A 20,976-nucleotide genomic window follows, 5' to 3' on the forward strand; every position below is an offset into this window, starting at 1 on the left:
ACTCACTTCTGTTGCTCCTGCGCGTCCTGGGCGAGCTTGGCCAGGGTCTGGGTGACGTCCGCACCCTGCAAGGCCATTTTGTTCAGGCTGTCCAGCAGATCCTGGTCGACCTTGTCCCACGCCGGGTTCAGCGGCAGCAGCTTGGCGTCGTCGAGCTGCTTGACGTAGACCGCGACGTTGGGGTCGGCGGCCAGCGCCGGGTCGCTCAGTGCCGACTTCACCGAGGGCAGGTCGCCGTCCAGCTGGAACCATTTCACCTGGGTGGCCGGGGCCGCCAGGAAGTCCAGCAGCTTCAGGGCCGCGTCGGTGTTCTTGCTGTTCTTCCACACCCCCAGGCCCGAGCCGGCGAACAGCGAGGTCCCGCCGGCGGGCCCGGCCGGCAGCGGCACGGTGGCCCATTTGCCCTTCAGGTCAGGGGCCTGGGTCTCGATGCTCTTGGCCAGGTAGGGGCCGCTGATCACCATCGGGGCCGCGCCGGAGACGAACCCGGCGACCTGGTCGAAGTCGGCGGCGGTGGGCACGGCCTTGTCCTTGTAGAAGGACAGGTAGTAGTCGACGGCGCTGCGCAGCTGCGGGGTGTCCAGCTTGATCGCGCCGGAGGCGTCGGTGACGTCGCCGCCGGCCTGCCAGGCGAACTCCACCGGCAGCGCCAGATCCCACTGCGGAATGTAGTACCCGTATTTGCCCGAGCCGCGCTTGGCCAGGGTCACGGCGTCGTCGTGCAGCTCGGCCCAGGTGGCCGGGGGCTTGCTGATGCCGGCAGCGGCGAGCACGTCGGAGCGGTAGAACAGGACCCGGGTGTCACTGATCCACGGCACGGTGTCCAGCTTGCCGTCCGGGTTCAGGGTCTTGGGGGAGGCGCCGGCCAGGTAGGCGTCGTTCTGCAACGCGGGGTGCGCGGCGGCGTACGAGCTCAGGTCGGCCAGGGCGCCGGCCGCCCGGAAGGTCGGGACCAGGGAGTAGCCGACCTGGACCACGTCCGGGCCGTTGCCGGAGGCGACGGCGGTGGTGAGCTTGGTGTGGATGTCCGACCACGGGATGGCCTGCACGTCGACCTTGATCCCGCTCTGCTTGCTCCAGTCGGACGTCAACGTCTTGAACGCGTTCCCGGCGTCGCCCATGACCCACATCTTCACGGTCGTTCCGGAGGCGCCGGAACCGCCGGCCTTGCTCGATCCGCAAGCGGTCAGCGCGGCGGCCGCGGCCAGCGCCGTGACCGCGGCGGCCGTTCTTCGCCACGTCGTCGATCGTATTCGCATGGGGCTGCTCTCCTCAGTCCTCAGTCCTAGGTCGTCCGGTTGCGCGGGGGCGGGCGCCGGGCGGGTCGCCCGAATCGCTCGGGACACCCGAACCGGCGGCCCAGGGGGCTCGCAGCTCTCCGTTGATCAGGCGGTCCAGCGGCAGCAGGGCCGAGCCGGTGGCGATGGCGTCCTCGCCGAGCTGGCACGGCACCACCGCCACCTGCTCGGCAGGGCGGGCCAGGGAGTGGGCACGCACGGCGCGCTCCAGCTCCGCGCCGCGCACCGCCATCAGCCGCTGACCCAGCCAGCCGCCGACCACGATCCGCTCCGGGTTCATCATGTTGACGAGGTTGGCCAGGCCCAGGCCCAGCACTTCGACCGCGTCGTCGAGGATCCGCACGGCGCGCGGGTCCTCGTCGGCGACCGCGGCCAGGAACCGGTCCACGCCGTGGGTGCCGGTGAAGGCCAGTTCGTCCTCGTCCGGCAGCCAGCGCCGCACGATGGCGTCGCCGCCGACGTGCGCCTCCAGACAGCCGCGCGAGCCGCACTGGCAGCTGGGGCCGCCGATCGAGATCTTGGTGTGGCCCCACTCCCCGGCGCTGCCGGCCAGACCCTGCAGGATCCGGCCGCCGTTGATGAAGCCGGCACCGATGCCCCGGCCGACCAGCACCACGGCCGCCTCGTCGCTGCCCCGGGCGGCGCCCAGCCAGTGCTCGGCGATGGTCAGCGTCTTGGCCACGTTGTCGGCGAACACCGGCACGTCGCCGAGGTCGAAGACCTCCGCGATCGGCATCCGCCGCCAGCGCAGGGTCTGGGCGTACAGGAACGGCCCGTCGTCCTGGTGCTCCACGATCCCCGGCAGCCCGAGGCCGATGCCGACCAGCGAGGCCATCCGCTCCGGGTGCTCGGCGCGGAACCGGTCCAGCGCGTCGCGGATCGCCGAGGCCACGGCCTCGCCGGTGACGGTGCGCCGGTCCAGCTCCACCCGGACCTCGGCGTGCCGCCGCAGGCCCAGGTCGAACAGCTTGACCGCGACCCACTCCTCGCCGAAGTCGGCGCCGACCACGTGCGCGCCGTGCGCCACCACGCCCAGCCGGGCGATCGGCCGGCCGCCGACGGAGGGCACGTGGCCCAGTTCGGCCACCAGCCCCTCGCCGATCAGATCGTTGACCACGTTGGTGACGGTGGCGGCCGACATCCCGCAGGCGGCGGCCAGATCGGCGCGAGTGGTCTCGCCGTCGAGCACCATCCGACGGAGCACCGCGGCGCGGTTGCGCAGTCGGAGATCCTTCGACGTCGCGCTGTGCGTCATCACCGCCCCTGTCGTTTCATGACTAAAGTTAAGCCTTGAAATTATGGGGCGCGGGCTCCCGCGATTTCAACCCGCACCGGGGAAAACGCAGGTGAAGCAGGCTTCTTAGGCGCTGGGTGACTCGTCTTCACACCGTCAACGGTATAGAAGGAGGGGCCCGGAGCGACCTAGGTCAATCGACTGTGGTCGCGGTGCAGCCGGTCGGTCGACGGACGGGCACCCCGGTCGACGCCGATCACCGGCGACACCCCGGTGAACAGACAGCATCGCGCAGATCTCCGGCGCCCGCTCAGCGACTCACCGTTCGCACATGACCGAATTGCCCAGGGATGCCAGGGCTTTCGTCCGGCCCCGCACTGTGCAACACTGATATTCCTGTACTTAAAATAAGACGGGGTGGAACCGGACATGACTGATCTCCTCACTGATCTGCTCGGGCGTGACAAAGAGCTGATCCGGATCGGGCAGCTGGTGGCGCGCACCGGCGACGAGAGCGCGCTGATCGTCAACGGCCCGGCCGGAATCGGCAAGTCGGTACTGCTGGCCGCCGGCGCCGACCGGGCCGCGCGGGCCGGCCACACCGTGCTGGCCACCCACGGCGTCGAGTCCGAGGTGCGGCTGCCGTTCGCCGGGCTGCACCAGCTGCTGCTGCCGCTGCTGCACCTGGTGCCGCGCCGGCCGGCGCCGCAGCGGCGGGCCCTGGCCGCGGCGTTCGGCGAGGCCGACGGCCCGGCGCCGGAGCCGTTCCTGATCGCGCTGGGCGCGCTGAACCTGCTGACCGACGCCGCCGCCGAGCGGCCGGTGCTGCTGTGCGTGGACGACACGCACTGGCTGGACGAGCCGTCGCAGGACACGCTGGCGTTCGTGGCCCGGCGGCTGTCCGGGGCCCGGCTGGCGCTGCTGGCCACGGTCCGGGAAGGGCATCCGAGCGCGATCCTGCGCGCCGGGCTGCCGCAGGCCGACCTCTCGCCGCTGGACGACCGGGCGGCGCGGGCGCTGCTGGAGCGGGCCGCGGCCGATCTGGGCCCGGCCGACCGCGACGTGGTGCTGCGCGAGGCCGCCGGCAACCCGCTGGCCCTGGTCGAGCTGCCGGTCGCGCGGCGGCACGCGGCCGGGGCCGGGCACGGCGCCTCGCCGCTGGCCCAGCCCCTGAACGACCGGCTGGAGCAGGCGTTCGCCGGACGGCTGGACAAGCTGTCGGCCGGCACCCGGGCGGCGCTGCTGGCCGCCGCGGTCGATCCGGAGGACGCGCTGCCGGAGATCCTGGCCGCGGCCGGCACCCTGGCCGGCGCCCCGGTCGGCGTCGAGGTCGTCGACGACGCGGTGGCCGCGCAGCTGGTCGCCTTCGACGGGCTGCGCCTGCGGTTCCGGCACCCGCTGGTCCGCTCGGCGGTGATCCGGGCCGAACCGGTGGCCCGGGTGCTCGCCGCGCACGCGGCGCTGGCCGACTGCCTGGCCGAGGAGCCGCTGCGCCGGGTGTGGCACCGGGCGCAGTCCATCGTCGGGTTCGACGACGCGATCGCCGAGGAGCTGGCCGCCGGCCACACCGAGTCGCTGCGCCGGGGCTCGGTGCTCTCGGCGATCCGGACCCTGGAGCGGGCCGCCGAGCTCACCACCGACTCCGCGGCCCGCGGCCGCTGGCTGCTGCTGGCCGCCGAACACGCCTTCGGCCTCGGGCACGGCGGCCTGGTGGCCGACCTGCTGCGCCGGGCCGGCCACACCGAGCTGTCCGACCTGGACCGGGCCCGGATCTCCTGGCTGTCGGAGATCTTCGACGACGGCGTGCCCGGCGACGCCGAGCGGGTCTTCGAGCTCTGCGGCCTGGCCGAGCTGGCGCACTCCCGCGGCGACCGGGACCTGGCGCTGAACCTGCTGCTGGCGGCGTCGCTGCGGTGCTGGTGGGCCGATCCGGGCCCGGCCGCGCGGGCGCTGGTCGCCGAGAGCGCCGCCGCCCTGCCCGGCGCCCGGCCGGACCCGCGCGCGATCGCGGCCATCGCCACCGCCGAGCCGGTGCGCTGGGGCACCCGGGTGCGGGAGATGCTGGCCGCCGTCCGGATCAGCCACGACGTGGACCCCGACACCCTGCGGCTGCTCGGCCAGGCCGCGCACGCCGTCGGCGACCTGCCGCGCGCGGTGGAGCTGTTCGGCCGCTGCGAGCAGCTGCTGCGCGAACAGGGCCGGCTGGGCCTGCTCTCGCACGTGCTGACCATGCAGGTGATCGACCGGCTGCTGCTGGGCGGCTGGGAGCAGGCGGCGCGCGCGGTGGAGGAGGGGCGCCGGGTGGCGGCCGAGACCGGCCAGCCGATCTGGACCTCCGGCTCGGCCGTGCTCGACGCGATCGGCCGGGCGCTGCGCGGCCGGGCCGCCGAGGCGCTGGAGCTGGCCGCGCAGGTGGAGGACGACGTCCGGCACAGCGGTCTGAGCAACCTGCTGTGCTGCGCGCAGCTGGCGCGGGGCATCGCCCGGCTCGGCGCCGGCGACGCCGAGGGCGCGTTCGCCGACCTGCGGCGGATGTACGACCCGGCGGATCCGGCGTACCACGAGCGGGAATCCTTCGACGGCGTGATGTTCCTGGCCGAGGCGGCGGTCGGCGCGGGCCGGCCGGACGCCGGGCGCCGGATGCTGGCCGGGCTGCGGGCGGCGGCAGCCGAGACCGACGCGCCGCTGCTGCACGTCCAGCTGCTCTACGCCGAGGCGGTGCTGGCCGACGACGCCGACGCCGAGGTCGCCTACCTCAGCGCCCTGGGCCGGGACCTGACCCGCTGGCCGCTGGTGCGGGCCCGGATCGAGCTGGCCCACGGCGGCTGGCTGCGGCGCCGGCACCGGGTGGCCGAGGCCCGCGGGCCGCTGCGGTCGGCGCTGACCGCGCTGGACCTGCTGGGCGCCGAGGCCTGGGCCGAGCAGGCCCGGGCCGAGCTGGGCCGGTGCGGCGAGCACGTGGGCGAGGCCGGGGAGCCGGCGGAGCTGCTGAGCGCGCAGGAGCTGGAGATCGCGCGGCTGGCGGCGCAGGGGATGTCGAACCGGGAGATCGGGCAGCAGCTGTTCCTGTCGCCGCGGACGATCGGGTCGCACCTGTACCGGATCTTCCCGAAGCTGGGCATCACCTCGCGCGGCCAGATCGCGGCGCGGCTGGGGCTGGTGACGATCCCGGACCGGGTGGCGGTCGGGGCCGGGGTCGGGATGGCGGCCGGGGTGACGGCCGGGGCCGGGATGGCGGTCGGTGCGGCGGCCGGGGCCGGGGCCGAGATATCAGAAGCCTCCTTCACCTGACCGACCGCACAACGCTCCGAAGTCGCATGACTCAAGCCGTCCCGTCCGGTGCGCCTTAAGGTCGTCGGCGACGACACCGCCGAGGGGCGGCACCGGAAGGGGAAGAGACCTCGATGAGTCCACGGCTCCTGGTCGGGCGGCAGCGCGAGACCGATCTGCTGACCGGCGTGCTGGCGGCGGACGGCGGCGGCGCGGTGCTGCTGATCCTGGGCGAGCCCGGCATCGGCAAGTCGGCGCTGCTGGCGGTCGCCGACAGCCAGGCCCGGGCCCGCGGCCGCCAGGTGCTGTGCGCGGTCGGGGTGGAGCCCGAGGCCGGCTATCCGTTCGCCGGCCTGCACCAGCTGCTGGCGCCGTTGCTGTCCCGGGCCCAGCGGCTGCCGGCGGCCCGGCGCGACGCGCTGCTGGCGGCGTTCGGCCTGGACGAGGCGCCGCCGCCGGATCCGTTCCAGGTGGCCCAGGCCGCGTTCGAGCTGCTGGCCGCGGCCGCCGCCGAACAGCCGCTGGCGGTGCTGGCCGACGACGTGCAGTGGCTGGACCCGCAGACCCAGGAGGCGCTGACGTTCCTGGGGCACCGGGCCGACGGCGCCGCGATCGCGGTGGTGGCGGCGATGCGGACCGGGCACCGCGGACCGTTCCAGAGCGCCGGCTTCCCCGAGCTGTCGCTGGACGGCCTCGGCCGGACCGACGCCGTCGACCTGCTGCGCGCCGACGCGCCGCAGCTCAGCGCCGGCCAGCGGGAGCGCGTACTGGCCGAGGCGTCCGGCAACCCGCTGGCGCTTCAGGAGCTGCCGCGGTTCCTGGACCAGGACCCGCGCCCGGCCTCCGGCCTCCGGCCGCTGCCGCTGTCGGCCCGGCTGGAGAAGGCGTTCGCCGGGCGGGCCGCCGGGCTGCCGCCGGCCACCGCGGACATCCTGCTGGTCGCCGCCCTGGACACCGTCGACGACCTCGACGAGGTGCTGCGCGCCGCGCACGTCCTGCACGGCGGCCCGGTCGGACCGGAAGACCTGGCCCCGGCCCAGGACGCGAACCTGGTGACGGTCCGCGAGGACCGGCTGGAGTTCGGGCACCCGCTGATCCGCTCCGGCGTGATCCAGGCCGCCGGCGCCGCCCGGGTCCACGCGGCGCACACCGCGCTGGCCGGCGTCCTGCCCGACCAGCCCTACCGCCGGATCCGGCACCTGGCGCAGGCGGTGGTCGGCCCCGACGACGACATCGCCGACGCGCTGGAGGAGATCGCGGCGGTCGCGGCCGGCCGCGGCGCACTGCTGTCGGCCATCGCCGACCTGGAGCGCGGCGCCCAGCTCACCTCGTCGTCCCGGACCCGCGGGCGCCGCCTGCTCGACGCCGCCGAGCACGCCTTCGCGCTGGGCCGCGCCGATCTGGTCGACGAGCTGGTCACCGAGGCGTTCCACACCGATCTGGGCGAACTGGACCGGGCCCGCGGCGAGTGGCTGCGGGAGATCTTCGACGACGGCGTGGCCGGCGACGCGCCCCGGGTGTTCGAGCTCTGCGCCATCGCCGAGCGGTCCGCCGCCGCCGGGGAACCCGGAATCGCCCTGAACCTGCTGCTCGGCGCGGCCCTCCGGTGCTGGTGGGCGGACACCGGGCCACAAGCAAGGGAACGGGTCGTGGCCACGGTCGAACGGCTGGCGCCCTGGACCGCGCGCGATCCGCGACACGTCGCCACCCTGGCCGTCGCCGAACCGGTGGACGAGTGCCGCACCGTCCGGCAGCGCTTGGACGAACTGTGCCGCGACGGAGCCGGCGACGCCGACACACTGCGGATGCTCGGCATGGCCGCCCACGCCGTCGGCGACGAGGTCAAAGCGGTGCAACTCCTGGAAGCCGCGGCGGAACTGCTGCGCGCCGACGGCCGGCTCGCGCTGGTGTCGCAGGTGTTGAGCATGCAGGTCATGGCCCGCCTGGACCTCGGCGACCTGGAGCGGGCAGGCGACTGCGCGCAGGAGGGCGAGCAGCTGGCGCGGCAGACCGGGCAGCCGGTGTGGCGCACCGGGACCCTGGCGTGCGACTCGATCCTGGCGGCGTTGGCCGGGCGCGCGCCGATAGCGCTACGGATGGCGGCGGAGGCCGAGCTGGAGGCCGGAAGGCGCGGGCTCAACGACCTGCTCTCGTGCGTCCAGTTGGCGCGCGGACTCGCGTGGTCGTCCTGCGGCCGCGACCGCGACGCCTATATGGCGCTGCGCCGAGCGTTCGACCCGGAGGACCCTGCTTTCCACCGGCGCGAGCGATTCGGAGCCCTGATGTACCTGGCGGACACGGCGGTCCGGGCCGGGCACACGGAGGACGCCCGGGAGGTGCTGACCGGTCTGGAGCTGGTGGCGACAACAGTGGACGCGCCGATCCTGCACGCACACCTGGGCTACGCGCGCGCAGTGCTGGCGGCGGACAGCGACGCCGAGAAGCTGTTCCGGGCCGCGCTGGCCGACGATTCGGCGAGCGCCTGGCGATCCGTGCGAGCGATGACGGACCTGGCATTCGGGACGTGGCTGATCCGCCAGGGCCGGGTCGGCGAGGCCGAAGCCCACGTCGCCAAGGCCAGGGCCGAACTGGACCGCATGGGGGCGCTGCCGTGGGCGGACCGCGCCCGGGCCGTGGCGGCGGAGGCCGGGCTCGCGGTGGTGTGGCCGTCGGCGGGGGACGCGACGCGGGCGTCGGTGGAGGATCAGGCGCTGGCTATCAGATCTCTGCATCGCGCCGACCTGTCGCCGGAGACACTGGCGCGGCGGGTGAGCCTGCCGGCGGAGGTCGTGGCGCTGTATCTGGAGCGCCGGTGAGGCTGCCCGGAAGGTGATCAGCGACGAGCCAGCCGCCCGGCGAGCAACGAGATCGCGAGCAGAACCACTGAGCTCGGAACGGAAACAGCGCAGCGCCGCCTGGAACCTCCTCCCCACAGCCGTCCCCGCACCTGATCGCAGTCACCTGACTCAAGAACCGCGACCAGCCCGCCGCCTACCGTTGGAGACGCGCCACTCTCCCGGCGCCCCGGGGCCCGCGGCCCTCCCCTGCGGTCGGTTCCCTCCGACCGGCCGTGGGTCCCGGTGGAGAATCCGAACCCTGACGAACTCTCCGTGCCGCACAAGGTGCCTCACAAAGCGCCGCACAAGGCGCCGCCCCCGGCACGCGCCCTGGAGAGGGTCGGCGCACGCCGGGGGCGGCTTTATGAACGGCGCTCGCAGGATCCCGCGGGCGCCGGCTCCGCGAGTCGGCAGCTCAGCTGCTGACCCAGGTGTTCTCCTCGGTGAGCGTCCAGTACGCCTCGTACACCCCCGGGTCGAACACCACCTTCTGCAGAGCGGTGGTGGTGGTCAGGTCGGCCATCTGGCCCTGCTCGATCTGGCCGGCCTGGATGTAGTAGGTCGGGTGCAGGTCGAACTGGTGGCCCAGGTTGATGCCGCTGTTGCCGGCGACGGCCGGGCTCGGGGTGCCGTTGTCGCCGACGGCGATGGCCAGGGCGACGGACGGGCCGGCTTCCGGGGTGTACTTCGGCACCTGGGCGGTGGTGTCCAGGTAGACGTAGCCGTTCTTCACCGCGTGGGCGCCGGCGTTGTACTTGAACAGGTAGTCGCCGTCGTAGTCGAGCAGGACGCTGTTGTGGCGCTTGCTGCTGTCCTTGACGTCGATCGAGCCGTTCTCGGTCCAGACCGCGCCGGCCTGGGCGCCCTGGGTGGAGAACATGAAGGAGTAGTCGAGCGTCCAGGAGAACGTGACCTTGTTGCCCTTGTTGAGCCGCTTGGTCTGCCAGGCGAGCGGGAAGGTCTCGGCGTTGGCCGTGACCATGTCGATCACGGTGTAGACGGCGAAGGTCAGGCCCGGCTGGTCGGACTCGTTCTTCAGCGTGAGCTGGTACTGGTCACCCATGGCAATTACTTCCTCTCGTGCACGAAATTGATTCTCAAAAAGCGGGTCGCGCCGAATCTTTTTGCGCTTCTCGGGCGTGCGCCGCCATTGCCGACTCTTGCATTTCTTGCGAATCCGAAGCGGGCGGATCCGGCTTTCTCGGCCTCGATCCACAAATCGTCGTCGGGGAGCGGGACGGTGCCGCCGACGCTGCCCTTGTGGCCGTACACGCGGCACTCGCCGCCGCGTTCCGCCCGCAGCCGGGCGGCGAGCGCCGTCGCGAACCCGAAGTCCGTGCCCGGCCCCGGGTCCGCGCTTTCGCAGGCCGAGATGTAGACGCCGGCGCGGTAGCCGGGCGGGAAGATCGGTCCGACGTTCGTCCAGAACGTGGAGGCGTTCAGGTACAGGGCGTCGTGGGCGTCGCCGAGGAGCGGCTCGCCGTCGTCGCCGTCGGTGGCGCCGTGCGCGAGGACGTGGAGGTCTTCGGTGGCGCCGAGCATCGGGATCTCGGAGGCGAAGACCAGGTGCACGTGGCGGAAGACGTCGGGGTGCGCCTGGAACGACTGTCTCCCCACCTCCCAGGTGCCCCTCAGGTCGTCCCGGCAGACGCACAAAATCATGGCACCACCCCACCCCTTCATTTTCCCGGCTTATTGACAATCGCGGTTTTTGTCCGCATCCCGCTGATACCCGAGGAGATTCTCCGTTAATCGCATGATCGAACCTCCAAGGAGTGGATCACTCGAAGGTGGTAAAGCCTCGGCGGGCGCCGGTTGGACAACACCTTTATGGGCATCCGAACGAATATTGATAACGCGTTCTGCCAATTCCGTGACGAAAGGCGAGGACCGGCCGTGGAGTGTTCGATGTGCGGAACCCCGACCGGCGACACCGGCACCGGGCGGCCCCGCCTGTACTGCTCGGCGGCCTGCCGGCAGCGCGCCTACCGGGCCCGGACCTGGCAGGGCACCCCGCGGCAGACCATCGTCCTGCGCAACCGCGCCGCCCACCTGGCCTGCGCCCTGATAAACAAGGCCGCCTGCCTGCACGTCCTGCTGAACGAGCCCGAACCCGGCGTCGTCCGGGCCTCGGCCAGCGCCCTGACGGAGGCCGCCCTGGACCATGCGCGCGAGCTGCTCCAGGTGCTGGAACGCCGATGACGCCGTGACGAAAAACAGTGCCGTGACGCACAGCAGCGTCGCCCGGTGACGAATCGAAGCACGGCGAGCCAGCACACCCTCACCAGAGCACGGAATGTCATTAATTCAGTACTCTGTGTCAGCCCGCGCCAGTAGAGTCCGGCTGCCAGCGTCCGTCCTCGTCCCACCGGGAGTCGCGATGCCCAGCCCCGCCGCCGCAGCCGCCACGGCACCGGAACCCGCACCGGAACCCGCACCGGAGCCGGAACCGACCGCCCCCTCCGCCCCCGACCCGCTGTTCGGCCACGCCGGCCACTACAACACCTCGTGGTCCCGCCACGACCGCGCGATGGGCACCTCCACCTTCCGCACCGTCGCCGCGCGCCTGCCCCGCCTGATCGCCACCTGCCTGCGCCTGGCCTGGGCCGCCGACCGGCGCGCGGCGGCCATCATGCTCGCCGCCGAGCTGGCGACCGGCGCGTTCACCGCCTTCGGCCTGCTGGCCGTCAACGGCGTGCTGCGCTCGCTGCTGGCCGGCGGCGCCACCACGGCCCGGCTGCACGCCGCGATCCCGTCGGTCCTGCTCGCCGCCGTCGCGGCGGCCGCCAACCGCTGCTGCTCGGCGGCCTCCACCGGGCTGGCGATCCGGCTGGAGCCGAAGGTGCGGCGCCTGGCACAGGACCGGCTGTACCAGTGCACGAACGACGTCGAGCTGCTGGCCTACCAGCAGGGCGACCTCAAAGACCTGATCGACACCGCCCAGTTCGGCGCCTCCTGGATCGAGATGGCCATCAGCCGCCTGGTCGACCTGGCCTCCGGCCTGATGGCGCTGATCGCGGTGGCCGGCGTGCTGGCGGTGCTGCACCCGGCGCTGATCGTGCTGCTGCCGCTGATCGTGCTGCCCGGCGGTATCGCGGCGGTGAAGGCCAGCCAGCAGATGTACCGCTCCCGGCTGTCGATGCTGACGCCGAACCGGCAGCTGTTCCAGCTGGCGTTCCTGCTCACCAACGCCGACACCGCCGAGGAGATCCGCGTCCACGACACCGGCGGCTTCCTGCTGCGCCACTATCGGCGCCTGTCCGACTCCCTCGCCACCGAACAGGACCGCCTGGCCCGGGTCCGCATCCGCTCCTCGCTCACGGCGGGCGCCGCCACCGGCCTGGCCACGGCCGCCGCCTACTGCCTGCTGTTCGTCCTGGTCGACGACGGAACGATCGCGCTGTCCTCGGCCGGCGCGGCCGCGTACGCGCTGCGCACGGGTACCGCTCAGCTGGCAAGCCTGGTCCGCAGTATCAATGCCCTGTATGAGCTCGGGCTCTACATCGGCGACTGGGAGGCCGCGTGCACGAAGGCGCAGGCCCTGGCCATCCCGCCGGGCGGTGCGAAGGTCGACCGGGCCCCGGAGGTGATCGAGGTCCGCGACGTCACGTTCACCTACCCCGAGGCCGCGTCCCCCGCGCTGTCGGACATCAACCTGACCATCCGCGCCGGCCAGACCATCGCCCTGGTCGGCCACAACGGCTCCGGGAAGACCACCCTGGCCAAGATCCTCGCCGGGCTCTACCTCCCGGACGACGGCACCGTCTCCTGGGACGGAGCGCCGCTGCACACCCTGGACCGCCGCGCCGTGTTCCAGCACATCGCCCTGCTGTCGCAAGGCTTCTTCTGCTGGCCGTTCTCCGCCTCCGCGAATATCGGCATCGGCCGCCACACCCGGTTCGAGGACGCCGAGGCCATCGACGCGGCGGTGCGCGACGCCGGGGCGGACTTCGTCCACGACCTGCCGGAGGGACTCAACACCCTGTTGTGCAAGGACTACGACAAGGGCGTCAAGCCGTCCGGCGGCCAGTGGCAGAAGATCGCCCTGGCCCGCTCCGGCCACTTCCGCGACGGCACGCTGGTGATCCTCGACGAGCCGACCGCAGCGCTGGACCCGAAGGCCGAGATCGACACCTTCGAGACCGTCCGGCGCCTGCTGGCCGACAAGACGGTGGTCATGATCACGCACCGGCTGGGCTCGGTCCGGCAGGCGGACTACATCTATAGCCTGGACAACGGCCGGGTCGCCGAACAGGGGACGTTCGAGGAGCTGATGGCCGCGGACGGCGCCTTCGCGCGGCTCTACCGGTTGCAGGCCAGCCAGTACGTGCTCGGTGAGCCGAACTCGGTCACGCTCAGCGAGTACGAGCGCTGATATCGCCCTGAGCGGTGGTGGCGCGGATGGCGAGCTGAGCCCCGGAGCCGGTGTTCTTCAGGGCGTTCGTGACGCGGCCCAGGGCGGTGCCGGCGTCCAGGGTCGCGGAGGACTCGGCGGCGGCGCCGACGGTCACGTTCCCGACCTGCGTGGTCAGGGTGACGGTACCGGCGACCGCCTCGTCGACGGTGATGTCGCCGCGCCGAGTGCTCAGCTCCGCCGCCCCGCCCAACCGGCCGACCGTGATCGCGCCGTCCAGCACACTCAGGCGCGCTTCGGCGGTCTCGTCGAACCGGATCGGACCCTGCGCCGCCTCCGCGCCGACCTCGCCGAACCGCCCGACGCCGCGGATCGCACCGGCGGAGGTCCTGGCCCGCACCTTCGACCCGGCCGGCAGCGTGACGGTGACGTCCACCGAGCCGTTGTGCCCGATCAGCTTGTGCTTGGCCGGTTCGGCGCCGACCCGGAGCACGCCGTCCACGAACTCGACGTGGATCTGTTCCGCCAGCTTCACGTCGCGGTTCTTGGCCGCGTCGGCCGGCCGGACCTCGACGGAGGCCTGCGTGCCGGCACCGGCGACGAACCGGACGGCGCCGGCCGGGATCTCGACGACGGCGGTGATGGCGGCGGCGGTCTGGAAGGTCTGCATCGTTCTGCTCCTCGGGCTGTGACTCGTTGTTTCCGACACCACGAACGCTACGTTGCATTTATAGTTTCGGCAACTACTTCGTTGCACAGTTTCATTAAACTGGCAGCTCAGCGCCCAAAATTCGTTGCATTGAGCCCGACGGTTAACGCAACACGCACCTCATCACGTTGCAATGGATTGAAGGCGAACGCTATGCTGGACCTCCACCGCCACGAAGGAGACCGCGATGCCGGGAGGCAGGCTCACCCAGCAGGAACGCCAGCAGATCGCCCTGGGGCTGGCCGACGACCTCGCCTACGCGGAGATCGCGCGCCGCCTGGACCGGCCCACCTCGACCATCACCCGCGAGGTGATGCGCAACGGCGGCCCCACCGCCTACCGCGCCGACCTGGCCCACCGCGCCACCGAGCGCCGCGCCCACCGCCGCAAGCCGGCCGCCGCCGCGAGCACCGACACGCCCGCCCAGGCCGAGGGCCGCGACGCCGAGGCGCTGCGCGAGTACGAGGAGACCTTCACCACCGTCCTGATGGCTTCCGGCCTGTCCAAGATGATGGCCCGCGTCCTGACCAGCTTCTACCTGACCGACGCGGCCAGCCTCACCGCCTCCGAGCTGGCCACCCGGCTGCACGTCAGCCCGGCCTCCATCTCCAAGGCCATCAGCTTCCTCGAAAGCCAGGGCCTGGTCCGCCGCGAGCGCGACGAGCGCCGCCGCGAGCGCTACATCGTCGACGACGACGTCTGGTACCAGTCGATGATGGCCAGCGCCCGCTCCACGGCCCAGCTGGGCGACATCGCCCGCTCCGGCGTCAGCGTCCTGGGCCGCGGCACCCCCGCCGCCGCCCGCCTGGAGAACATCGCCCGCTTCGTCGACTTCGTCTCCGAGAGCATCACCCGGGCCGCCGAACAGGCCCGCGAGGTGCTGTATACGAAGCCTGAGACCGCGGACGCGCCCGAGACGCCCGACGAGTCCTGACCCATTCAGCCAGCAAAACGCCCTACGGCGTCACCACGTGACCATCAGAGGTCTTATTGCCCGACCAGACATTGCCCGCCCCGGACGCGTTCCACTTGGCGACGAACCCGTAGTAGCCGCCGTTCGGATGCACCTCGGTGGAGAAGACGTTGTTGGTGACCTTGATGTTGTGAGCACCAGCATCACCGCCGTAGAACGCATACGAACCGCCGGCCAACCAGTTGTCGTCCACCGTCGTGTTCGCCACCGGACCGTCGTCCGCGAACAACCCCACCGACGCCGACGCACCCTTGTCGATCGGATCCTCGTTGATCAGGGTATTGTGACGGATCACCAACCCCCCGGTGTCATCCCCACTGGAGATGATCGAGTCGGTGTGCACCCACTCATGGCCGAGGTTGATGAACATCGCCTGATTGTGCGCGAAGTTGTCATGCACATTGCCATGCCCGGTGGAGACAGCCGCCCCGAACTGCGAGATGTCACACCACCCCACCTCGAACGAACCATCACTGTTGTTCGAGACACCGTAGTCAGCACCACCGTTGTCGATCCCCCCGGTAGAGGTACCGATCAACGTCGTGTGCAGCACCCGCAGGTTCGTGTACCCCTTCCGCAGGTTGATGGCCCACCAGTTCTTCGACGTGATGCGGCTGTCGATGATGGTGACGTTGTTGGCGTAGACATCGAGCGAACCAGTCAGATCCCACCCACTGATCACCGCGTTGTCCGTAGTGACCTCCTGATCACCATGCTTAGGCGTCAGCGTCTTCAACCGAGCCCCAGCCGTCGCAGCACTGGGAAACCCACAACTCACCGACGTATTGCACCCCGCCGGCCGCGCCGTCCCCGCCACCGAAGTGGACGGCGCAGCACTGGCCGACGTCGACTTGGCAGACGCAGAAGCAGAGGAGGCAGAAGCGGAAGCGGAACCCGACGTAGCCGAAACCGAGCCCTTGGCCGAACTGGCCCCCGACGCCGAAATACTCGCAGCCGAACGCGCAGCAACCTGAGCCGCAGTAGAAGTCGGCGCCCCAACAACAGGACTAGCCGCCACCGACGACCCAGAACCACCCGCCACCACCGCAGGCGCCCCGGCCGAAGAACACCCCGCAGCCAATCCCAACGCCACTACCAGCAAGAACACCCGCACGTATCCCAAAACCCTGCCTCGCTCCCTACAGATGCGGCAGTTGCGGAACGAACGGTACAGCTGACCCTCCACATGATTCGACCAAACTTACGAAGAGGGCCGGAACCGGCCATGCCGAACCCGCACCCGGCTACCGTGTGCAGCGTGGGCGGCAGCCCAGCTCACGGCATCGGTCCTTACAGACGCCGAGCGTGCCCTCCCCGTCATTCGGCACCCAACAGAGCCGGCCCGTACCGCGAGGGATACGGCCCGGCCTGTCGCCGTGCGCAGTAGGCGCACTGCGCGATCAAGAGTTTCCAGGTGATGAATCAGACAACGAATCAGGCCGTCGCGAAAGGCGTCGCCAGAGTCGTGTTGCCACCGAGGTTCCGCTGTCCAGAGCCGTCAGCGTTGATGGCCCACAGCTTGTCGTCCATGCCCTGGAAATAGACGACGCCGTCAGCCGCGAACGGCGCGGACTTGGTAGTGTTGCCGCCGAGGTTGTGCTGGTCGGTGCCGTTGGCGTCGATGGCCCACAACTGGTTATCGGTGCCCTGGAAATAGACGACACCATCGTGCGCGAACGGCGTCGAAGCCGTCGAGTTGCCTCCCAAGTTGCGCTGATCGGTGCCATCGGCGTTGATGGCCCACAACTGATCGTCCGTCCCTCGGAAGTAGACGACGCCATCGGCCGCGAAGGGCATCGAGGCCGTCGTGTTGTTGCCAAGGTTGTGCTGATTGCTACCGTCGGCGTTGATGGCCCACAGCTGGTTGTCAGTGCCCTGGAAATAGACGACACCATTGTGCGCGAACGGCGTCGAAGCCGTCGAGTTGCCACCGAGGTTGTGCTGCCCGGAGCCGTTGGCGTTGATGGCCCACAACTGGTTGTCAGTGCCCTGGAAATAGACGACACCATCGTGCGCGAACGGCGTCGAAGCCGTCGAGTTGCCTCCCAAGTTGCGCTGATCGGTGCCATCAGCGTTGATGGCCCACAACTGATCGTCCGTCCCTCGGAAGTAGACGACCCCGTCGTCCGCGAAGGGCATCGAGGCCGTCGTGTTATTGCCGAGGTTGTGCTGATCGCTGCCGTCAGCGTTGATGGCCCACAACTGGTTGTCAGTGCCTTCGAAATACACCACGCTGCCACCCATGGAACTCTCCTAACTTTACGAGAGCGCTGCCGCGGTCTCCCTACAGATATATGGGGAGGCTAGGACAAAGCGGAGTTCCGCCTTCACGACAACACAACACGACGCTAGGTACGGCCCTGCGCAGCTGCATGCCGCATCGGCCATCCAGGCGAGCGAAACCCGTTCGAACAACGCGCCCCCGACCCTGTCACACCGGCTACGGACCCGCAGAACACATGGGCTGGTGTAGGCAGACGCGGAACGTCTGCCTACACCGAGGCGCAATCACGCGATCACGCGATCAACCGCCCAATCAGGAGTGCCGACCGCGCCGAGTCCGACCCGCCACCGTCACCAGGACGACACCAGCACCCAAGGCCAGGACCATTCCGAACCCGTACTCCACCAAGTGGACACCAGTCATCGCCAGCGGATGCGGCGCCGTGGGCTTCGGTGCCGGCTTCGTAGGCACAGTGGTCGGCGGGACGCTCGTCGGCGGAACAGTCGGCGGCGTGGTGGTCGGCGGCGGGCTGGTGGACGGCGTGGTAACCGGCGGCATGGCCTGATCGACGTTTGTGAACATACAAGTGATGTCTTGACCGAGATCCGGAGTCAGAACGCCGTTCGGCGTCGAAACCGCGGTCGTCGTCCCGGTCAGCACACAGGCAGGCCCGCCCAACTGGTGGTACCCCGTCGACGGACCGTCGCTCTCAGCGAGCTGGTAAGCGATCCGCGGCACGGCAGTCGCGCCGGTGACCGCCACCTCGCCGCTGTGTCCGGAAACAACCGGAGTCTGCTCGTCGACGATCGACGGCGTGGCGCTGAGAACCCAGTCGGTGGGGACCGCCGTGCCGCCGTTAGAGTTATCAACACTCTTCTTCAGCGTCAGCTTCGCCGGCTGCGCGGTGTTCTTCGCCGTGCACTCCGCATTCCGCCCCAGCTCGACGGTCACGCCGCCGTTAAGGCCGTCGAACTCGGGGCCGAGTGTCCCGCTCCGCGTGCGCAGCGCACAGTGCCAGGATCCCGTCGAACCGCTGACAGGGTTCGAGAACGCCGACTGCTCCTGCGCGTACCCGGGAACCGAGGTCTCCGCGAGCGCGTAGGTCACCTGCGGAGCGATGATCCCGGAGATCCCGGTGGTGCCGGTGACGACCGGGGTCGCGGACCCCACCGGGAGCGCGGACAGCGTCCAGGTGTCGGGCGAGGCGGTGGGCGGCCCGTAGGGGTTGATGACCTGCTTGAACAGCTTCAGCCCCGTCGTGCAGGTCACGACGTTGGCCACGCGGAAGACGTTGAGCCCGGCGACCAGCGTGTGCGCGCCGAGGTCGCCGCTGGCCGCGTCCGTGCAGCCCGGCGGCAGGAGGGTGAGATCGACCTGCTCCCCGACCGTCACCGAGTCGCCCTCGGAGTAGCCGCTGAACAGCTGACCCCAGGTCGGGGCCGTCTGACCGGTCAGGCTGAGCGCCGACTCGAAGGCCGTGGGCTGTGCCGGGTCGGCGTAGTCCGTGCCGTTGATCGTCCAGTTCTTGACCACCCGGACGCTGGCGGACGGGATCGGCGCCCGGTTGTACACGGTGCACGTCACGATGGCGTTGGCCAGCGCGTCGACGGTGAACCCGTCCGTCCCGCTGTTGGTGGCGGTCACCGGCGAGCCGTCGGAGGTGCAGGTGGCGTTGGCGCCGGCGACCTGCTCCAGCGTGAAGCCGGGCTGCTGCGTCTCGGTCACGGTGACCGGGAGCGTGGTGCTCCCGCTCAGGTCGGCCTGGAAGCTGACGGCGCCGGAGTCGCCCGCGGTCTGGCTGCTGGGCGGCGTGACGTTGGGGGTCGCCGTGGAGAAGGTCCAGCCGCCGGCGGGCAGCGCCGTGTCCGGCGTCCCGTTGGGCTGGATGACCTTCTTCACCACGTTGACGGTGCCGGAGCAGGACTTCAGCGCGATCGAGCGGAACACCGCGCCCAGCGCCGGGTAACCGGTCTGCACGTAGTCGGTCCCCACCACCGGACCCGAGATGGCCTGGAGGTTGATCGGGGTCCCACTGATGCCGGCCCCGACGCCGACGGCGACAACCTTCGTACCCAGCGCCTTGAGCGCATTGGCGGAGAAGATCCCGTTCTCGACCTCACGGAACCGGGTGAAGTCGCCCGGCCCGGCAGCGTTCGGACCGTAGTAGGTCGGCTCGCCGTCGGTGAGCATGATGACCGCGTCATAAGTGCTGCTCGCAGCGGCGATCTGGAACAACCCAGCGTCCCAGTTGGTGCCGCCGCCGGCAGTAAGCGCGTCGATCTTGGCCCGCACAGTGTCGGCGTTCGCGGCGGTGGACACGGCAGTCGGGCCCAGCAGGGTGGTCCCCTGGGCCGCGAACGAGTAGAGCGAGATGTGCGACGGCGTACCGGTCAGCGCGTCGACGAAGCCGTCCGCCGCGGCCTTCACATCCGGCAGGGACGGCCCGATCGACCCCGACACGTCGATGAGCAATGCGATGTTCAGCCCGCAGTGATCCGGCAACACGGGATTGTTGCGAACATCCGCCCAGACGCTGCCCCGCGCGGTCGGGTTGGCGTTACCGGTCCCGGCCTGCGGGAAGGAGTACGCGACGTTGTTCGACACCGGCCCGGTGAACAGGCTGTTGTAGTCCGTCGGCGTGGTGACGGCACCGCCGGTGGCAAGCTGCGGCGGCGCGGTGAACCCGGGCGGAGCCGTCCGCTCGACGATCCAGTAACCCTGATCAGTCCCGGCACGACCGGGAACGTCCACACTGCAGGTCCCAGCCGGCGCCGTCGTCGTGCAACTGGTCAGCGGGATGGCCCCGGACGCCGGAGGCGCCCCGGCGACACCGGCGTAGAAGTCGAACGTCGCATTGCCGAGCCCCGAGACCGTCTGCGGCCCGATACGGTCACCACCCTTGGAAACGGTGAGAGTGGTATTGGTCGGCGACGGCGCAGCGGTCGACCGCGGCGCGTCCAGATACAGGCCCGCACTGACGACAGCGGTCATAACCGCAGCGCAGGCGGACCATCGGCGAACAGAACGATCTCGACGGGACAAGGCGACTCCTAGGGAAACCGGACTCCTGGTGATGTCCCGGCACCGTCACATCCTTGGCCGACATATCGGGGCAAACCGCCCATTGCTCCGAAAGCGGGAGTGTCACACCCGGTCCCGCTGCGCGCTCGGCATCGCCGCCGAGCGCCTAAAAGGTGTGGATAACTCGTTCGATTTTGTGGACGCAGCTGTGGATGAAGCTGTGGACAAGCGTTCGAGCGTGCCGCTCACGACCGACGCCTACGTGAAGCTGCACGCCGCTGGGATTGCCGACCCGACCGTCCGACAGATCGCAGTGCGCGCCGCCCAGCGCCCGACGAATCCGACCGCCAAGTCTGACATGCCCGCGATCACCTGAGTCCGGGGTCGCCGACCCCCAGGACCGCCGGTCAACCGGCGGTCCCACCAGCCGCATCCGAGATCCCCAGCGCGCCCAGGACGAACCGCAGCTCCTCCGGATGCACCGCCAGCTGGAAGCCGCCCGAACCGCCGACGTCGATGCTCGCGATGCGAAGCTCAGGATTCACCGACGACCAGGCTTCGCGGCCGGTGGGTTCGCGCACCCCACCAAGGGTCAGCGCGCCGCCCGCGAGCCGATACTGCCTGTCGATGCCCGAGTAAGCCCAGGTCGGCAGCCCGGAGTTGATCGTCGCCTCGCCATGACCCCACTGCCCGCGGGTGATCGCCGGATGCCACAGACCGCAGGGCACCTTGACGACCTCGCCCTGCTCCAGCCCGGCGACCCGAGCACGGCGCTTCCGGCGTTCACGGACACCGACGAACCCGCCGCCGATCAGTCCACCCAGCAGCTCGACGATCATGATGACAGTCTGGGCATGATCAGCCGCACAAGCAATCGACGACCACCCCCACCTCGACGTCAGCTGGAGAAGCGGGACTTCAGCCTGGGGAATGGTCACTGAACGCTCGAAGCCGCCCAGCGAAGTCGCCGCGATCATTTCGTGCGTTGCCACCAATGGAAGGGGGCTTGCTCGGGACTGCCGTTCGGCAGTCCCGAGCAAGCCGGGCAAACCGAGA

At 70.7% G+C, this 20,976-nt stretch carries 15 protein-coding genes; 6 read left to right on the plus strand and 9 right to left on the minus strand.

Annotated elements, in window-relative coordinates; all coding sequences use genetic code 11:
• Nucleotides 1–2: 2 nt before the first annotated feature.
• Nucleotides 3–1,259, minus strand: coding sequence for an extracellular solute-binding protein (locus ABD481_RS16960; protein WP_344666633.1), 1,257 nt, complete (start codon nucleotides 1,257–1,259; stop codon nucleotides 3–5).
• A 13-nt stretch (nucleotides 1,260–1,272) separates the two neighbouring features.
• Nucleotides 1,273–2,553: an ROK family transcriptional regulator gene (locus tag ABD481_RS16965; protein ID WP_344666634.1), complete on the minus strand. Its 1,281-nt coding sequence runs from the start codon at nucleotides 2,551–2,553 to the stop codon at nucleotides 1,273–1,275.
• Between the two features lie 408 nt (nucleotides 2,554–2,961).
• Here ABD481_RS16965 and ABD481_RS16970 point away from each other — a divergent pair, with 408 nt between their 5' ends.
• Both ABD481_RS16970 and ABD481_RS16975 read left to right on the plus strand, forming a co-directional pair.
• Entirely contained in the window at nucleotides 2,962–5,823 is a 2,862-nt protein-coding gene (locus ABD481_RS16970) for an AAA family ATPase (protein WP_344666635.1), read from the plus strand.
• A 113-nt stretch (nucleotides 5,824–5,936) separates the two neighbouring features.
• Nucleotides 5,937–8,618, plus strand: a complete 2,682-nt coding sequence (locus tag ABD481_RS16975) for an AAA family ATPase (RefSeq protein ID WP_344666636.1) — start codon at nucleotides 5,937–5,939, stop codon at nucleotides 8,616–8,618.
• A 436-nt stretch (nucleotides 8,619–9,054) separates the two neighbouring features.
• On the opposite strand, the gene ABD481_RS16980 is transcribed toward ABD481_RS16975, so the two are convergent.
• Nucleotides 9,055–9,702 (minus strand): hypothetical protein, encoded by a 648-nt coding sequence (locus ABD481_RS16980; RefSeq protein WP_344666637.1) that lies wholly within the window; start codon nucleotides 9,700–9,702, stop codon nucleotides 9,055–9,057.
• 5 nt (nucleotides 9,703–9,707) lie between these two features.
• Nucleotides 9,708–10,256 carry a hypothetical protein gene (locus tag ABD481_RS16985; protein ID WP_344666638.1) on the minus strand — a complete coding sequence of 183 codons (549 nt, stop codon included), beginning with the start codon at nucleotides 10,254–10,256 and terminating at the stop codon, nucleotides 9,708–9,710.
• 291 nt (nucleotides 10,257–10,547) lie between these two features.
• Here ABD481_RS16985 and ABD481_RS16990 point away from each other — a divergent pair, with 291 nt between their 5' ends.
• Both ABD481_RS16990 and ABD481_RS16995 read left to right on the plus strand, forming a co-directional pair.
• A complete protein-coding gene (locus ABD481_RS16990) occupies nucleotides 10,548–10,841 on the plus strand; it encodes a hypothetical protein (protein WP_344666639.1) in 294 nt (97 codons plus the stop codon).
• A 178-nt stretch (nucleotides 10,842–11,019) separates the two neighbouring features.
• Nucleotides 11,020–13,014, plus strand: coding sequence for an ABC transporter ATP-binding protein (locus ABD481_RS16995; RefSeq protein ID WP_344666640.1), 1,995 nt, complete (start codon nucleotides 11,020–11,022; stop codon nucleotides 13,012–13,014).
• On the opposite strand, the gene ABD481_RS17000 is transcribed toward ABD481_RS16995, so the two are convergent.
• Entirely contained in the window at nucleotides 12,995–13,663 is a 669-nt protein-coding gene (locus ABD481_RS17000) for a DUF4097 family beta strand repeat-containing protein (protein WP_344666641.1), read from the minus strand. The genes ABD481_RS16995 and ABD481_RS17000 overlap by 20 nt on opposite strands.
• A gap of 226 nt (nucleotides 13,664–13,889) precedes the next feature.
• On the opposite strand from ABD481_RS17000, the gene ABD481_RS47405 reads away from it, so the two are divergent.
• Entirely contained in the window at nucleotides 13,890–14,636 is a 747-nt protein-coding gene (locus tag ABD481_RS47405; protein ID WP_425559198.1) for a helix-turn-helix domain-containing protein, read from the plus strand.
• A gap of 22 nt (nucleotides 14,637–14,658) precedes the next feature.
• Here the strand turns inward: ABD481_RS47405 and ABD481_RS17020 are convergent, their stop codons facing one another.
• The 3 genes from ABD481_RS17020 to ABD481_RS17030 form a co-directional block, all read right to left on the minus strand.
• Nucleotides 14,659–15,411 (minus strand): hypothetical protein, encoded by a 753-nt coding sequence (locus tag ABD481_RS17020; RefSeq protein ID WP_344666642.1) that lies wholly within the window; start codon nucleotides 15,409–15,411, stop codon nucleotides 14,659–14,661.
• 698 nt (nucleotides 15,412–16,109) lie between these two features.
• Nucleotides 16,110–16,919 carry a DUF5050 domain-containing protein gene (locus ABD481_RS17025; RefSeq protein ID WP_344666643.1) on the minus strand — a complete coding sequence of 270 codons (810 nt, stop codon included), beginning with the start codon at nucleotides 16,917–16,919 and terminating at the stop codon, nucleotides 16,110–16,112.
• 292 nt (nucleotides 16,920–17,211) lie between these two features.
• Nucleotides 17,212–19,890 (minus strand): VWA domain-containing protein, encoded by a 2,679-nt coding sequence (locus ABD481_RS17030; protein ID WP_344666644.1) that lies wholly within the window; start codon nucleotides 19,888–19,890, stop codon nucleotides 17,212–17,214.
• A 205-nt stretch (nucleotides 19,891–20,095) separates the two neighbouring features.
• Between ABD481_RS17030 and ABD481_RS17035 the strand changes: the two genes are divergently transcribed.
• On the plus strand, nucleotides 20,096–20,296 hold the full coding sequence (locus ABD481_RS17035) for a hypothetical protein (protein ID WP_344666645.1): 201 nt from the start codon (nucleotides 20,096–20,098) through the stop codon (nucleotides 20,294–20,296).
• Nucleotides 20,297–20,327: 31 nt separating this feature from the next.
• On the opposite strand, the gene ABD481_RS17040 is transcribed toward ABD481_RS17035, so the two are convergent.
• On the minus strand, nucleotides 20,328–20,969 hold the full coding sequence (locus tag ABD481_RS17040) for a hypothetical protein (protein WP_344666646.1): 642 nt from the start codon (nucleotides 20,967–20,969) through the stop codon (nucleotides 20,328–20,330).
• Between the last annotated feature and the right edge of the window lie 7 nt (nucleotides 20,970–20,976).

Source organism: Catenulispora yoronensis, assembly GCF_039531695.1.
In the GTDB taxonomy this organism is placed as follows: domain Bacteria; phylum Actinomycetota; class Actinomycetes; order Streptomycetales; family Catenulisporaceae; genus Catenulispora; species Catenulispora yoronensis.